A 15,827-nucleotide genomic window follows, 5' to 3' on the forward strand; every position below is an offset into this window, starting at 1 on the left:
GGTCGCTGCGACCGTCCGGTACCCTCACGCCGACTGCTCGTCGGCGCGGGTGTCGGCGAGCGCCTCCTCGTCGATGAACACGACGATCCGTTCGCTCCACAGCCGGAAGGCGTACTCGCGGGAGTCGTAGCCGTCGAGGCGCGACTCCAACTCCGCGGCGTCGTTCGGCTTCGCGATGACGACCGGCGGCATCTCCTCGGCTGGCGGGAGCTCGTCGTAGCGCGCCTCCGGGGGCGTCGAGGTCACGTTCGCGTCGTGGAGTTCGAGGTACCACGGCGTCGGAAGCCGGGAGTGCCAGCTCGGCCCGCCGGGGGGCATCCGGTCGACGCTCGACTCGTCGGAGACGTACAGTCTCGTTCCTCGGCTCGTGCTCGTCCCCACCCACAGCACGTCGGCCCCCTCGTCGTTGTCGCGGGCGACGGCGCCGGCGTCCTGCAGCGCCTCCTTGTAGGCGTTCTCGGGCTGGGCCCACTGGAGCACCTGTTTGTCCTCCTCGGAGGCGGAGTTCCAGTAGTCGGCGTTCGGGACGGCGACGCCGCCGACGGCCGCGAGGACGATCAGGCCCGCCAGCGCCGCGGTGACCGTATCCTCGCTCGCGAAGCCGCCCCGCAGCGAGTCGGCCAGTTCGCCGAGCCCGACGGCCGCCGGGATCGCCAGCGGGAGCACGATATGGACGGCGGCCCACGGCGCCTCGATGTCGGTCGCGACGGGGTAGCCGACCAGCGACGCGGCGCCCCAGTAGGTCGCGTACGCGACGATCGACCGGGTTCCCCGGGCCTCGCCGTAGCCGTCCGCGAGGAAGCCGACGATCGCCAGCACGACGAGCACGCCGGAGCCGTACCCGAGCGTCTCGACGATGTCCCAGAGGAACGGGACGTACGGGTGCCCGGCGTGACCGCCGGCCGCCCACGTGCCCCAGAACTTCTCGCCGGCGCCCCACGTCGCCTCGTGTAGTACCGACCCGAGCGTCGGCGCCGCGGCGTCGGCGCCCGCGGCTCCGGCCGAGGCCGACGCGACGCCGAGCGCCTGCCACAGGTCCGGCCGCGGCGCGTAGAAGAACGCGACGACCCCGAGGAACGTCGCGGCGACGCCGACGGCGCCGACCGGGATCCAGACCGCGAGATGGCCGAGGAACCCGGCCTCTGGCGCCCAGTGGGCGTCCGGGTCGCGCTCGCGGACCCGGCGCTCGATCCACAGCCTGGTTCGCGATCCGGCGGTCCAGTCGTCGAGGAAGTGGCCGAGCGCGACGACCTCGCCGATCGCGGCGTCGAGCGGCGAGCCCGTCCGCCGCGCGGTCCGCACCAGCCGGTGGTCGAGCAGGAGGAACCCGGCGCCGAGGAAGCACGCGAGGTACACCAGCGCGTTCTCCTTGGCGGTGAACCCCAGCGCGAGCAGGGCGGCCGACCCGAACAGCGGGAGCGTCCGGCGCGTGTCGATCGCGTACACGACGAGCGCGAACGCGGCGACGGCGAAGCCGCCGACGAGCACGTCGCCGCGCATGAACCGGCCGTAGTAGACGAGCAGCGGGTCGACCGACAGCAACAGCGCGAGCGCGACGACCTCGCGGTCGCGGAGGCGGTGGCGCAACAGCAGCGCGACCAGCGGGAGCAGCCCGCCGACGAGCGCGACGGGGAGCCGCGCGGCGAAGTCCGACGCGCCGATGAGGTCGAAGAGGACGTTGTTGACCACCGGGAGGAACGGGCCGTGGATGATCGGGCGGTAGAAGAACTCGCCGGTGGCGTCGAACCGGAGGATCCAGTAGCCGACGCGGCCCTCGTCCCAGTGGAAGACCCGCTGTCCGAGTTGGACCGTCCGGAGCAGCAGCGAGCCGGCGACGATCAGCAGTACCGCGACGGTCGCCGGGTCGCCGACGCGGTCGCGGAGGGCGGCGAGCGGCGACCCGGCTCCGGCCGGGAGAACGTCGTCGCCGTCGGGGACGACATCGTCGTCGGCCTCGGGGGCGTCGTCGTCGCGGTCGCCGGTCCCGTCGGGGGCTGACTCGTCCCCGCCGGCGGGGTCACTCATTGGCGAGCGGTCGCACGCCACCGGTAACAACTCTTGTGGAATGGATCGTCGGATCGCCGCTCAGGCCCCCGCCGAACGCGACCCCCGCGGACGGAACGGACACATCCGCCCGGAGCGGTACGCATTTCAGCGGGCCCGCCGTCGGCTCGCACAATGACCGAGACGACACTCGGCCTGGTGGTCGCGCGCTACTACGCGTCCATCGCCGAAGCCATGGAGGAGTCCGCCCGCGACGCGGTCGCCGAGCGCGGCGCCGCCGTCGCCGAGACCGTCGACGTACCCGGCGCCTACGACGCGCCGCTGGCGGCCGACCGGCTCGCCCGCCGCGACGATATCGACGCCGTCGCCGTCGTCGGCACCATCGTCGCCGGCGACACCGACCACGACCAGGTGATCGGCCAGGCCGTCGCGACGAAGCTCGTCGACGTGAGCCTCGACCGCGACACCCCCGTCACCTTCGGCGTGTCGGGGCCGGGCCAGTCCGGGGCTGAAGCTCGCGAGCGCGCCGACAAGGGCGCCGAGGCCGCGAGCGCCGCCTTGGATCTCGCGGAGGGGCTCCCCGCAGCGGAGGTGGCCGCATGAGCGGACGGGAGGCCGGCGACGAGTTCGCCTACGACTTCGCCGAGCGCGTCGGTCGCGTGGAGCCGTCGGCGACGCTGGCCATCTCCAACGCCGCGAACGAACTGGAGGAGGCCGGCCACGACGTGGTCGACCTGTCGGTCGGCGCGCCCGACTTCCCCACGCCCGAGAACGTCGTCGAGGCCGGCAAGGCCGCGATGGACGCCGGGCACACGGGCTACACCTCCTCGAACGGCGTCCCCGAACTGAAGGCGGCCATCGCCGAGAAGCTCCGCGCGGACGACATCGACGCCGACGCCGACGACGTGATCGTCACGCCCGGCGCCAAGCAGGCGCTGTACGAGACGGTCCAGACGCTCGTCGACGACGGGGACGAAGTGGTGCTGCTCGACCCCGCGTGGGTGTCCTACGAGGCGATGGTGAAGCTCGCGGGCGGCGACCTCGCTCGGGTCGATCTCGCGCCCCACGACTTCTCGCTGGCGGACGGGCTCGACGACCTCGCGGCGACAGTTTCGGACGACACGGAACTCCTGATCGTGAACTCCCCGTCGAACCCGACCGGCGCCGTCTACTCCGACGAGGGCCTCGAAGGCGTTCGCGACCTCGCGGTCGAGCACGACTTCGCGGTCATCTCCGACGAGATCTACGACGAGATCGTCTACGGCGTCGAGCAGACCAGCCTCGCGAGCCTCGACGGGATGGCCGACCGCACTGTCACGATCAACGGCTTCTCGAAGGCGTACTCGATGACCGGGTGGCGTCTCGGCTACCTCCACGCGCAGGGCGACCTGATCTCGCAGGCGGGGAAGCTCCACAGCCACTCCGTCTCGTGTGCGACGAACTTCGTCCAGCGCGCGGGCGTCGAGGCCCTGCGCAACACCGACGAGTCCGTCGAGGAGATGCGCGCGGCCTTCGAGTCGCGCCGCGACATGCTCGTCGAGCTGTTCGACGACCACGGCGTCGACGTGACCGTGCCCGACGGCGCCTTCTACATGATGCTGCCCGTCGCCGAGGACGACTCCGCGTGGGCCGAGGAGGCGATCCAGGAGGCGCACGTCGCGACCGTCCCCGGCTCCGCCTTCGGCGCGCCGGGCTACGCCCGGATCAGCTACGCCGCCAGCGAGGAGCGCCTGCGCGAGGGCATGGAGCGCCTCTTCGACGCCGGACTCCTCGGCGACGAGTAGCGGAACCATCGCACAACAGTTCTGACTCCCCGGCGCGGTTTCTCGCGGGAGTCCGGGTTCGACGACTGCCCGTCCGACCGCCGAGCGACGACGCCCGTCCGAGCCACGGGTGGGACTGAAAGGGGCCGCGGCTGTGCGCGAAGGCGCGGACCGACAAGCACCGCAAGGCGAGCGAAGCGAGCCGAGGAGCGCAGCGGCCGCACCGAGCGCACAGCCGCGGGGGCTTTCGCGGTCGTCACCACGGTATCGCGGGCGGCGTCCCGAACCAGATCCATGCTACCGCGTGGCGAGATTTTATCAGCCGCGCCGGAATCAACCGTGTATGGACGGGATCCACGACCTCGGCGGGATGGACTCCTATCACGACCTCCCGCCGGACCAGCCCGACGACGCCAGCCCGTTCCACCACGAGTGGGAGGGCGTCGTCCAGTCGCTGTACATCACCGGCCTCGGCTCCGACACGTTCGAACTCGACCGCTTCCGGTACACGGTGGAGGGCGACGACCCCGAGCGCTACCTGACGGTTCCCTACTACGAGCGCTGGCTGGGCGCCATCGAGACGCTGTTCGTCGAGGCGGGCGTCGTCGACGCCGACGAACTCCGCGAGCGCGCGGAGGCGTTCGCCGCGGGCGAAGCCGAGGTGCCGGACGAGACCGACCCCGACCGCCTGCCCGCGCTGCTGGAGGGGACCCGCGAGAAGTACCTGAGCCGCCGCGGCGACGGCGACCCGGCGTTCGCCGTCGGCGACCGCGTCCACGTCCGCAAACGGCATCCCGCGGGACACACACGGTGTCCGCGCTACGTCCGCGGCGCCGAGGGCGAGGTCGTCGCCGACCGCGGCGCCCACGTCTATCCCGACGAGAACGCCCGCGAGGGGGGCGACGACGAGCGCGCCGAACAGCTCTACAACGTCCGGTTCGACGCCGAGGAGCTGTGGGGCGAGGGCTGCACCGACGCCGACGGGCTGCACATCGAGCTGTGGGAACCGTACCTGACCGAGGCCTGACCGGTCCGGTCCCGCCGGCCGCGGCCCGGTTCGAGGCGAACGCCTAAGCCCCTACACGCGTCACCACGTCACATGACCGACGACCGCGACGCGACCGATCCGGACCCGCCGTCCCACCCCGATCCCGAACTTCGAGACGGGATCGACCCACAGTCCAGGGCCCGCGCCCTCCAGTCGCTGCTGACGGAGCAGGGAATCTTGAGCACCGACGCCGTCGACGAGGTGATCGCGACATACGAGGGCGACGTGGGTCCGATGAACGGCGCCCGGGTCGTCGCCCGCGCGTGGACCGACCCCGAGTACCGCGAGTGGCTCTTGGAGGACGGCATCGAGGCAGTCGCCGACCTCGACATCTCCGTGAACGACGAGGTGATGGAGCTCCGAGTGATCGAGAACACCGCGGACACCCACAACGTCGTCGTCTGTACCCTCTGCTCGTGTTACCCGTGGGCCGTGCTGGGCCTGCCGCCGACGTGGTACAAGTCGCCGGCGTACCGCTCGCGCGTCGTGGACGAGCCCCGCGCGCTGTTGCGCGAGGAGTTCGACACGGACCTGGACGACTCCGTGGACGTGGAGGTGTGGGACTCCAACTCCGAGGTGCGCTACATGGTCCTCCCGCAGCGACCCGAGGGAACCGAGGACATGGACGAGGCCGAGCTCGCGGAGCTCGTCTCCCGCAACGCGATGATCGGCGTCGAGCGCCTCGGCGACGGCGGCGCCATCGCCTCCGACGGGGGCGCACGGGCGGCCGACGCCGGCGGCGCGAACGCGGGGCCGGAGGCGGCGGGCGCGGACGCGACCGCCGAGGTCGACACCGCGGGGAAACCGGTCCCGCGCGCCGACGCCGACGGGCCGACGTTCGCGGAGCCGTGGATGGCGCGGTCGTTCGCGCTCGCGGTCGCGCTCACCGACGAGGACGACCCCGGCCGCACGTGGGACGACTTCCAGTCGGAGTTGGTCGCCGAGTTGGACGCGAACCCCGGCGCCGAGGACGGGAGCGACGCCGACTACTACGGCGCGTGGCTCGCCGCCCTCGAACGGTTCCTGACCGACCGCGACGTCGTCGACGCCGACGCGTTCGCGGCCCGCGCGAGCGCCTTCGCCGGCGGCGAGCGCAACGCCCACGAGTTCGTCGAGGGCGACCCCCACGCACACGCCGACCGGCTCCCGGAGGGACACGCCGACGGGGCGCACCACCACCACGGGGACGGTGACGATCACGGCCATCATCACGGGCACGAACACGGCCACGATCACTGAGTCGGTCGCGACGGCCGAGTTGCGTCGACCGCCGCCGCCGGAGCGCCGACTGCCACCGAGTTGCGGACGGCCGAGATAGGGCGACCGTCCCGGACGGAGGTTTATATCCGAGAGGGACCCAGCACCGGCATCGAATGCGCGTCGCCGACCTCCCGCTGGCCCCCGAGTACGTCGAGCACTTCGAGCGGGAGGGGATCGCGGAGCTGTACCCGCCACAGGTCGCGGCCGTGGAGGCCGGCGTCTGTGACGGCGACAACGTCGTCGCGGCGGTGCCGACCGCCTCCGGCAAGACGTTCGTCGCCGAGCTGGCTCTGCTGACGGCCGACGGCCCGGGGCTGTACGTCTGCCCGCTTCGCGCGCTCGCCCGCGAGAAGTACGAGGAGTTCGACGCGCTCCCGGGCGTCGACGCCGGCATCTCGACGGGCGATTACGACTCGGCCGCCAGCGATCTGGCCGCCAACGACGTGATCGTCGCCACCAGCGAGAAGGTCGACTCGGCCATCCGCAACGGCGCCGGGTGGGTCGACGACCTCGCGTGCGTCGTCGTCGACGAGGTGCACCTGCTCGGCTCGCCCGGCCGCGGTCCCACGCTGGAGGTAACCCTCGCGACGCTCCGCAGGCGCGCGCCCGAGGTGCAGATCGTCGCGCTGTCGGCGACCGTCGACAACCCCGAGGACATCGCGGCGTGGCTCGACGCCGAGCTGGTGGAGTCGACGTGGCGACCGGTCGACCTCCGGGTCGGCGTCCACGCCGAGGGAACCGTCGAGTTCGACGACGGGAGTTCCCTGTCGGTGCCGGTCGACGCCGGCGACCCCGCGAGCGACGCGGATACCGAGGCGACCGCCGAACTCGTTCGCGGGGCCGTCGCCGACGGCGGGCAGGCGCTGGCGTTCGTCGCCTCCCGACGGGAGGCCGAACGCCTGGCCGAGCGGCTGAGCGAGGAGCGGCTTCCGGCGGTCGCCGACGGCGTCGACCGCGGCGGCGACGGGGACGGTGGCGATGAGGGCGACGGCGACGCTGTCGATAATCGCGAAACGGCGGCCGTCGAGGTCGCCGCGGAGCTTCGCGAGGCCGGCGGCACCGAGACGGGCGACCGGCTCGCGGAGACGGCCGAACGCGGGGTCGCGTTCCACCACGCCGGGCTCTCCTCGGACCACCGCGCGCTCGTCGAGCGGTCGTTCCGCGACCGGAAGCTGTCGGTCATCTGCGCGACGCCGACGCTCGCCGCCGGGGTGAACGTCCCCGCCCGGCGGGTGGTCGTGCGCGACCAGCGGCGCTACACCGGCGAGGGGACCGAGTGGCTCCCCGTGCTGGAGGTCCACCAGATGTGTGGACGGGCGGGCCGCCCGCACCTCGACCCGTACGGCGAGGCGGTGCTCGTGGCCGATGATAGGGAGGAACGAGAGGGGCTGTGGGACCGGTACGTCACCGCCGACCCCGAACGGGTCGAGTCGAAGCTCCGGGATCCCGCGGCGCTACGCACGCACACGCTCGCGCTCGTCGCCACGGGGATCGCCGGCTCGCAGACGGAGGTGCTCGACGCCCTCGGCGGAACCTTCTACGCGTCGCGCACGTCGAACCCGAACCTCGGCGGGGTCGTCGGCGACGCGATCGCGAGCCTCATCGACGACGGCCTGCTGGCCCCGACGGATGCCGGCGACGACGCCGGGATCGAGGCGACGCCGCTGGGCGAGCAGGTGTCGCGCCAGTACGTCACCCCCGACACAGGCGTGCGGATCGTCGAGGGACTGGAGGCAGTCGCGGGGATGGACCCCGAGACGGTGACTGAGCTGACGGCGTTCGAGATCGTCTGTGACACCCCCGACATGGTCGACACCTACCTCGGCAACGCCGAGCGCGCCGAGATCTACCAGTTCGCCCGCACGCGCTCGGCGGAGCTGACGACCGGGATGACGGAGGCCGAGGACTTCGAGGGGTGGCTGGAGTCGGTGAAGACCGCCCGCGTCCTGACCGAGTGGGTCGACGGCGCGAGCGTCGAGGAGCTGGTGGCGGCGTACCGCATCGGCCCCGGCGACCTGGAGTCGCGGATCGAGCGCGCCGAGTGGCTGCTGGGCGCGGCCGACGCCATCGCGGAGGTGGTCGGCGTCGACATGCCGGCGTTCGCGTCGGCGCGCAAGCGGCTCGTGTCGTCAACAGAGGAGGAGGACACCTAGTCGTCCTCGCGGACACGCGGGTCGAGCACCGCGTGGAGCACGTCCTGGGCCCACGACCCGGCGACGCCGACGAGCACGATGACGAACGTGGTGCCGAGCACCAGCGGGACGTCCCGCGCCCGGATGGCGCCGTAGCTCAGCGCGCCGAACCCGGGGATGCCGAACGCGTACTCGACGACGTAGACGGTGACGACGAGCGCGGCGAGGAGGTCGCCGTACAGCAGCGTGAGCAGCGGCACCGCGGCGGGGCGGAGCAGGTGCCTGGCTGTGTCGACCGGGCCCGCACCCGTGGCGGTGACGTGCGCGACGTAGTCCTCCGTCCGGCGGGCGAGCGCGTTCGCCCGCGCGTGGCGGTGGGCGGCCGCGAGCGTCCCGGTCGCCGTCACGGCGGCCGGCAGCGCCATGCGGAGCCAGTACTTCGCCGGCCACGGTCCCGGTTCCCAGCCGGTGGCGTCCCAGCCGAACGCCGAGCCGACGAGGACGAGCAGCACCGCCGCGAGATAGAAGTTCGGGACGCCCGACAGCAGGTAGGTGGCCGTCGACGTGAGCCGGCCGACCGGTCGCCGGCCCGCGAGCGCGGACCCCACCCCGCTCGCGACGCCGAGGGCGGCCCCCACGAGGAAGCCCGGGACGAGGTACACGAGCGTGTACGGCGCGGCCCGCGCGATGGCGTCGGTGACGCTCCCGGGGGCGCTGCGCGCCTCGCCCCAGCTCAGCGTCGAGATGTCGACGAGCCAGCGGATGTACCGCCGGTGGAGCGGCTCATCGAGGTTGTTCGCGGCGCGGTACGCTTCCACCTGCGATTCGATCTGGGCGGCGCGCTGGGACTCGTTCCCGGTCGCCTCCATCGCGGCCGCCTGGCGGACCGACCCGGTGTTGGGGTCGCCGGGGACCGCCACCAGCAGGAACGAGACCGAACAGACGAGATAGACCGTGAGCACGGCGAAGGCGGTCCGACGGAGGACCCGGCGACGGAGGGACACGACCGCCGACTCGACGGCCGGCCCCAAAAGCGATGCTGAAATCGCGTGTTCAGTATCGGGTACCGTTATGTGGGGCGCAGGCGACGCTCCGTCGATGCGTGACACTGAGGGCGTCCGCCGTCGCGACACCGCGCTCGCGCTTCTCGCCGGCGCCGTCCTCGCGGCCGCGGCGGCGGTCGACCTCGTCGGCGGCGGCCTCCCGGGCGAGCAGTCGCCGACCGACTGGCTGTTCCTGCTCGCGTCGGTGGGCGTCGTCCGACTCGTCGTCCTGCCGTTCGCGCGCGACCCGGCCCGACGGGAGCGGTACCGCGCGGCGTTCGCCGAGCGAACCGGCGCCGGGGTCGCCGCCGCGTACCTCGCGGTGTTCGCCGCCGTTGGCGTCCTCGGTCCGGTCGTCGTCTCGGAGCCGCTCGGCGACGCGTCGCGCGCCTACCTCCCCCCGGTCGGGTTCACCGTCGACGCGTTCGTCGCCGCGGACTGTCTCGGGCCGGTCGTGGGGAACCGATGCCACGGGACGCTCGCACACCCCCTTGGCACCGACCCGTTCGGCCGCGACGTGCTCGTGTTGCTGGTCCGCGGTGCGCGGGTCAGCCTGGAGGTCGCCGTCGTCGCGGCCGCGCTCATCGTCCCGCTCGGAACCGCCGTCGGCGTCGCCGCCGGCACCGCCCGCGGGTGGGTCGACGACGTGCTGATGCGGTACGTCGACGTGCAGGAGACCGTCCCGGCGTTCGTCGTCTACGTCCTGCTCGCGTACGTATACGGCCGGCACCTGTGGCTGCTCGTGCTCGCGTTCGGGCTGCTGGGCTGGGGGAGCATCGCGCGGCTCGTGCGCAGCGAGACCATCCGCGTCACGGAGTCGTCGTTCGTCGAGGCGGGCCGGGTCGCCGGGGCCGGCCGCCTGGGACTACTGCGGCGGTACGTGCTCCCGAACGTCGCCGACTCGGTCGTCGTCGCCGCGTTCGCCCGCGCGCCGTCGCTCATCCTCGTCGAGGCGGCGCTGGCGTACATGAAGCTCACCGACCTCGACCTGCTCTCCTGGGGGGCGATCGCCGCCCGCGGGCTCGACCAGTTCTTCCCGTTGACGTGGTGGATCTCCGCGGCACCGGCGGTCGCGCTCGTCCTCACGACCGTGGCAGCGAGCGTCGCGGGCGACGCCGCGCGGGACGCGCTCGACCGTGGCTCCTCGACGCTCCGCGGGCCCGACTGAAGGTGACCCGACCGAAGGCGAGCACGTCGCCACGGACGCCCGGCGTAACTGGTTGCTCTCGTCCTGACTCAGGCGTCCGCGTCGGTCCCGTCGCCGACACTCCCGCCGTCGACGCTCTCGCTGTCGATGGTCCCGCGGTCGATCTCCCCGCCGTCGGCACCGCCGGCAGGCTCGTACTCGCCGTCGCGCCGGCGCTCGCCGACCCGCCGCAGCACGGCCGGCGTCCGGCACACCCCCGGCTCGCCGGTCGCCTGCGGGACGACGCAGTTGTTGCAGTCCTCGCAGGCGACCGCGACGCCGTCCGCCGCCGCGTCCTCGCGGAGCAGCCGCGCCGGCAACCCGGGCTCCGCGTAGAACGGGCGGGCCATGCCGACCGCGTCGCAGGCATCGCCGAGCAGTCGGTCGATCGTCTCCCGGCGTCTGATCCCGCCCTCACAGAGGACCGGCACGTCGACGCGCTCGCGGACCCGGCGGCAGAGATCGGCGTTCCACGCCGGTTCCCGCGAATAGACCAGCGACTCGGCCCAGTTGGCGGCGGCGACGAGCGCCGCACGCGGGCGCGACCCGAACGCGTCGACGTACCCCTCGCGGAAGCGCTCGTCGCGCCACGAGCGACCGGGGAACGCGCCCCGGATCACGCTCATGTCCCAGAACACCGAGCCGTTGACGGGCACGAGCGCGTCGTAGCCGGCGTCGGCGAGCCGATCGCACAGGCGGACGCAGTCGTCGGCCGACAGCGTCGGGGCGATCCCCGGCGGCGCTCCGGTCTCGGCGGGCACCTTCGTCATGACGGGCACGTCGCCGGCGCGGTCGCGGATCTCCGCGATCACCGTCTCGAAGAAGCGCGCGGGATCGCCGAACTCGTCGTCGCGACGGTTGTAAAAGGGCGAGGCGAACTGGTGGATGATGCCCATGTTCGCGCCCGCGAGGTGGATCAGGTCGTAGCCGGCGTCGACGGCGGCCGCGGCCGAGCGACCGAAGTCCGCGGCCAGTTCGTGACATTCGTCGGTCGTGAGGACGCGCGCGTCGTAGTGGAGGAAGCCGAGGCGGTCGAGCAGGCGGAGGGGGCGTGGCGGGCGGGAGACGGCGAGCTGTTCGAGGTCCGGGTTGCGCTCGCGGAAGCCGTGGTGCCACGTCTCCATCGAGCGCAGGCCGCCGTGTTCGAGCTGGATCGCGATCCGGCCGCCGTGATCGTGGATCGCGTCGGTGAGGCGTTCGAGGTCGGCGACGAAGTCCGGGTCGTGGACGCGGGTCATCCCCGGCGCGGCACAGCCGCCTTCCTCGCGGACGATGGTGGCGCCCTGGCAGACGAGCCCGGCCCCTGCCTCTGCGGCCGGTTCCAGGTCGTCGATCAGCGCCTCGACCGCGTCCGGCCCGTTGCCCGCGTGTTCGAGCAGCGGCGCGCGGTAGAGCCGGTTCGGGAGCGTAACGCCCCCGACATCGAGCGGTTCGGTGAGCGCCGGCACGGACGAATGCTGGCGCTCCGGGAGCATGAACGCTCGGTCGAACCGCCAGGAACGGGAACGTTCACGCGATCGGTCGTCGCGGCGACACCGTCGGACGACGACGCCACAGCGACTCGACCGCGCGGGCGACGGCGTCAGCCGTCGGCGCCGACCGCCTCGCGCACCGTCTCGACTTCCTCGTCCGAGTACGCGATGAACCGCACGTCCCGCAGCGAATCGGGGTCGAACGCGCGGATCTCCTCGGCGATGAGGCGGACGCCCTCCCGGAGGTCGAACCCCGCGACGCCGCAGCCGAGCGCCGGGATCACCAGCGACTCACAGCCGCGCTCGTCGGCGGCCGCGAGGGCGTTGCGGGTGGCGTCGCGGACGCTCTCGGCGGTCGCCTTCCCGTCGCCGTAGTGGGGCATCGCGGCCGCGTGGATCACGTAGTCGGCGTCGAGCGCGAACGCGTCGGTGACGGCGACGGCGCCCAGGTCGACGGGTCCCTTCGCCATCGCGGCCCGGTTCAGCTCCTCGCCCCCCGTGCGGCGGAGCGCGCCGGCGACGCCGCTGCCCATCCGGAGGCTCGTGCCGGCGGCGTTCACCAGCGCGTCGGCGGACTGGTCGGCGATGTCGCCCTGAATCACCTCGAAGTCCATGTGCGTCCGATCCGCGTCGAACGGCAAAGAACTGTCCGACGGCGACGCCCCGACTACTCCCCGTTCTCGCGCCCGTGCGGGTCGTCCGCGTCGGGGTCGTCGACGGCGGGATCGTGGCGTGCGTACCACGCGGTCAGCTCCTCCAGCCGGTGGATCGCGCGGTCGGGCGTGCCGATGTCGTGGTGCTCGTCCTCGTAGAGGACCAAACGCGCGTCGACGCCCTGCTTCCTCGCGGCGACGTACAGCTGCTCGCTCTGGCTCGGGGGGCACCGCCAGTCCTCCTGCCCGGCGGTGACCAGGAGGGGCGTGTCGACGTTGCCGATATCGGTTATCGACGACGACGCGTCGATGCCCTCCGGGTTCTCCCACGGGAGGCCGTACTCGTTCTCCATCCAGACGTGCGAGTCGTCGGTGCCGTACGCCGAGCGCAGGTCGTAGATGCCGTGCTCGGGCGCGGCGGCGGTGAAGAGGTCCGGCTCCTGCGTGACGAGGAACCCCTGCGCGATGCCGCCGTAGGAGAAGCCGTAGCCGAACACCCGGTCCTCGTCGGCCCAGCCGCGCTCGATCACGTCGGCGACGCCGTTGGCGATGTCGGTCACCTCGTGGGTGCCCCACTGGCCGCGCAGCGCCTCGGCGAACTCCCGGCCGTAGGAGGAGCCGCCGCGGTAGTTCGGCCGGAGGACGACGTAGCCGCGACTCGTCAGGGCCGCGTGGTCGAAGCTGAACACGGGCTCGTCGTAGCTGATCGGGCCGCCGTGGATGGCGACGACGAGCGGGTGATCGCCGTCCGAGAGGTCAACGTCGGGGTCGTGATACACGATCCCCGAGATGGCCTCGCCGTCGCTGTCCCACTCGATCCGCCTCGACTCGGGCATCGCGTACTCGTCGACGAGGTCGGCGTTGACCTCGGAGAGCCGCGTCAGCGACTCGGCTTCGTCCTCCTCGTCGGCGTCGAGGTCGGCGGAATCGAGGGCGTACACGTCCTGTCCGTCGCTCGGGTGCGAGAAGACGAGGCCGGCGCGCTCGCCGTCCGCCGAGAGGTCGAAGCCGGCCATCGCGCGGCCGTCGCCCTGCGCCTCGAAGACGCGCTCGGCGGCGCGGCCGCCGTCGGCGTCGCCGGCCGCTGCGTCGCCGGCGATGGGCTCGGCGTCGACGCGCATCAGCCGCGTTCGGGCCTCGTCGCCGAACAGGCAGTACAGCGTCCCGTCGTCGGCCCAGACCGGCGCGCCGCCCCGGGCGACCGTCCGGTCCAGATCCGCCGTCAATGACGCGTACTCGCCGTCCTCGTACAGGTACACCTGCGTCGGGATGCACCAGTTCACGGGGTCGCCGCCGAGGAACGCGAGGCGGTCGCCGTCGGGCGACCAGGCGGGCGCGTTCGCCGAGAGGTCGCCGTCAGTGAGCTTCCGGAGCCCGGTGCCGTCGGGCGCGATCGTGAACACGTCGCGAACGAGCGTGTCGTCGGGGTCGTCCTCGCGACAGGAGGTGAACGCGATGCGGTCGGTCGCGCCCCAGTCGGGCTGGAGGCCCGACAGTTCCTGGTAGGCGCCGCCGCCGTGGGCGTCGTCGAGGCGCTCGGCCTCGCCCGTGTCGGCGTCGACGACGTGGAGGTAGGTTCGGACGGTGTCGGTGTAGCCGACGCCGTCGAGCTTGTGCTGGAGGCGCTCGGTTTCGATCGGCTCGCCCTCCTTGCGCCCGTCGAGATAGGCTTTCTCGGCGTCCGTCGGGTCGCGCGCGGCGACGACGAGCCGCTCCCCGTCGGGCCCCCAGTCGAACTCCTCGGCGCCCTCCTCGAAGTCGGTGATCTGGGTCGCGTCGCCGCCGAGCGCGAGGTCGAACGCCCACACTTGCTGGGTCGGCTCCTCGTCGCCGTTCCCGCCGGCGGCCGAGGCGTCGTCGTCGCTCTCGTCGCCCCCGTCCTCGTCGTTCCCGTCGTCGCGGCCGACCCGGCGCTCGGCGTCCTCGTCGCGGGCGGCGAGGAAGGCCAGCCGGTCGCCGTCGGGCGACCACCCGGGGGCGGAGGCGCCCGACACGCGGGTGAGCCGGTGCGGCTCGCGGGAGCCGTCGGCGGGCGCGACGAACAGCGAGCCGACCGGTTCGTCGGCGTCGGCGTCGTACTCGGTTGTCGTGAAGGCGACCCGGTCGCCCGTCGGCGAGACCGCGACCTCGCCGACCTGCGTCAGGTCGTAGAAGGCGGAAAGCGGGAGTTCCGTCATGCACCCTGGTGCCGTGGGGCGGCGGAAATAGCTTCGTCATCCGGTCGTCGCGGCCGCATCCGTCGTCGCGGCCGGGATCGCCCACGGGAACCGAGGCGTTGAAACGCCGAAGCGACCCATCGTCGACAATGACCGAGGAGGACGACGGCACCGGACGCGAGGACGACCGCGGCGCCGCCGACGGCCGGGACGCCGCGGACCGCCGGACGGACGCGGACGACCGGGACGCGGCGGGCGGCCGAGATGCCGCGAACGTCTGGGACGCCGCCGGCGTGCCGACGCCTGACGCGCTCGCGGAGACGGCGGAGGCGGCGGTGCGCGCGGCCGGCGACTACCTCGCCGAGCGCTTCCGCGACGGCGGCACCGTCGGCGAGTACCACACGGACGACGTGAAGGCGGAGGCGGACGAGGCCGCCGAGGAGCTGGTCTTCGAGCGGATCCGCGAGGAGTTCCCGACGCACTCGCTCCACGGCGAGGAGTCCGGTCGCTCGGGCGACGGTCGCGTCGAGTGGGTCGTCGACCCGCTCGACGGGACGAACAACTACGCGATCGACTACCCGTCGATCGCGAGCGCCGTCGCGGCGCGGGCCGACGACGAGACGCTCGTCGCCGCGATCTACGAGCCGCTGGTCGACGACTGCTACGTCGCCGTCCGCGGCGCGGGCGCGACCGTCAACGGGGAGGAGGTGACGGCGACGCCGCGTGACCGACCCCTCGATCGCTCGACCGTCTCGTTCGTCGTCGGACTGCCGGCCCTCCGCGACGGGGATCTGCGCGCGGAGGCCGAGGCCGTCCGACGCGCGCTCTCCGGGCAGTGCAAGCGGGTGCTTGAGACGTGGTCGCCCTGCGTCGACTGGGGACTGCTCGCCCGCGGGAGCATCGCCGGGATCGTCTGCGCGTATCCCGACCCGTTCGAACAGGAGGCGGGCGAGTTGCTCGCGAGCGAGGCCGGCGTCGTCTCGACATCGGTGGACGGCTACTACGTCGCCGCGGGCGACGAGGAGACCCTCACGGCGCTGGTGGAGGCGCTGCCGGAGGCAGTTCGGGAGTCGCTCGACGAGTGAGAACGATCCCGCGATCGGGCGGACC

General features: G+C 72.9%; 12 protein-coding genes. 7 read left to right on the top strand and 5 right to left on the bottom strand.

The window, feature by feature from the left end; genetic code table 11:
- Positions 1-24: 24 nt before the first annotated feature.
- Positions 25-2,025, bottom strand: coding sequence for a flippase activity-associated protein Agl23 (locus tag K6T36_RS05905; protein ID WP_222923022.1), 2,001 nt, complete (start codon positions 2,023-2,025; stop codon positions 25-27).
- Positions 2,026-2,178: 153 nt separating this feature from the next.
- On the opposite strand from K6T36_RS05905, the gene ribH reads away from it, so the two are divergent.
- From ribH to K6T36_RS05930, 5 genes are all read left to right on the top strand, one after another.
- The gene (gene ribH / locus K6T36_RS05910) at positions 2,179-2,607 is read left to right on the top strand and encodes a 6,7-dimethyl-8-ribityllumazine synthase (protein ID WP_222923023.1); all 429 of its coding nucleotides are present in this window, start codon (positions 2,179-2,181) and stop codon (positions 2,605-2,607) included.
- Positions 2,604-3,788 (top strand): pyridoxal phosphate-dependent aminotransferase, encoded by a 1,185-nt coding sequence (locus K6T36_RS05915; RefSeq protein ID WP_222923024.1) that lies wholly within the window; start codon positions 2,604-2,606, stop codon positions 3,786-3,788. Before ribH ends, K6T36_RS05915 begins: the two co-directional genes overlap by 4 nt.
- 322 nt (positions 3,789-4,110) lie before the next feature.
- Complete coding sequence (nthB, locus tag K6T36_RS05920; RefSeq protein WP_222923025.1) at positions 4,111-4,794, top strand: nitrile hydratase subunit beta; 684 nt, start codon at positions 4,111-4,113, stop codon at positions 4,792-4,794.
- A 72-nt stretch (positions 4,795-4,866) separates the two neighbouring features.
- The gene (nthA, locus tag K6T36_RS05925) at positions 4,867-6,054 is read left to right on the top strand and encodes a nitrile hydratase subunit alpha (protein WP_222923026.1); all 1,188 of its coding nucleotides are present in this window, start codon (positions 4,867-4,869) and stop codon (positions 6,052-6,054) included.
- Positions 6,055-6,188: 134 nt separating this feature from the next.
- On the top strand, positions 6,189-8,228 hold the full coding sequence (locus tag K6T36_RS05930; protein WP_222923027.1) for a DEAD/DEAH box helicase: 2,040 nt from the start codon (positions 6,189-6,191) through the stop codon (positions 8,226-8,228).
- Here the strand turns inward: K6T36_RS05930 and K6T36_RS05935 are convergent.
- Complete coding sequence (locus tag K6T36_RS05935) at positions 8,225-9,211, bottom strand: ABC transporter permease (RefSeq protein WP_222923028.1); 987 nt, start codon at positions 9,209-9,211, stop codon at positions 8,225-8,227. The two genes, K6T36_RS05930 and K6T36_RS05935, sit on opposite strands and share 4 nt — an antisense overlap.
- Positions 9,212-9,305: 94 nt before the next feature.
- On the opposite strand from K6T36_RS05935, the gene K6T36_RS05940 reads away from it, so the two are divergent.
- Entirely contained in the window at positions 9,306-10,418 is a 1,113-nt protein-coding gene (locus K6T36_RS05940; protein ID WP_222923029.1) for an ABC transporter permease, read from the top strand.
- A gap of 68 nt (positions 10,419-10,486) precedes the next feature.
- Here K6T36_RS05940 and K6T36_RS05945 read toward each other — a convergent pair whose 3' ends face one another.
- The 3 genes from K6T36_RS05945 to K6T36_RS05955 all read right to left on the bottom strand — a co-directional run bounded on the left by K6T36_RS05945 (position 10,487) and on the right by K6T36_RS05955 (position 14,738).
- Positions 10,487-11,911: an oxidoreductase gene (locus K6T36_RS05945; RefSeq protein ID WP_222923030.1), complete on the bottom strand. Its 1,425-nt coding sequence runs from the start codon at positions 11,909-11,911 to the stop codon at positions 10,487-10,489.
- A 107-nt stretch (positions 11,912-12,018) separates the two neighbouring features.
- Positions 12,019-12,522 carry a macro domain-containing protein gene (locus K6T36_RS05950; protein WP_222923031.1) on the bottom strand — a complete coding sequence of 168 codons (504 nt, stop codon included), beginning with the start codon at positions 12,520-12,522 and terminating at the stop codon, positions 12,019-12,021.
- Positions 12,523-12,575: 53 nt separating this feature from the next.
- The gene (locus K6T36_RS05955; protein WP_222923032.1) at positions 12,576-14,738 is read right to left on the bottom strand and encodes an alpha/beta hydrolase family protein; all 2,163 of its coding nucleotides are present in this window, start codon (positions 14,736-14,738) and stop codon (positions 12,576-12,578) included.
- A 128-nt stretch (positions 14,739-14,866) separates the two neighbouring features.
- Between K6T36_RS05955 and K6T36_RS05960 the strand changes: the two genes are divergently transcribed.
- Complete coding sequence (locus tag K6T36_RS05960; RefSeq protein ID WP_222923033.1) at positions 14,867-15,802, top strand: inositol monophosphatase family protein; 936 nt, start codon at positions 14,867-14,869, stop codon at positions 15,800-15,802.
- The last annotated feature ends 25 nt before the right edge of the window (positions 15,803-15,827 follow it).

Origin of the sequence: Halobaculum roseum, assembly GCF_019880245.1 — an archaeon.
Lineage (GTDB): Archaea > Halobacteriota > Halobacteria > Halobacteriales > Haloferacaceae > Halobaculum > Halobaculum roseum.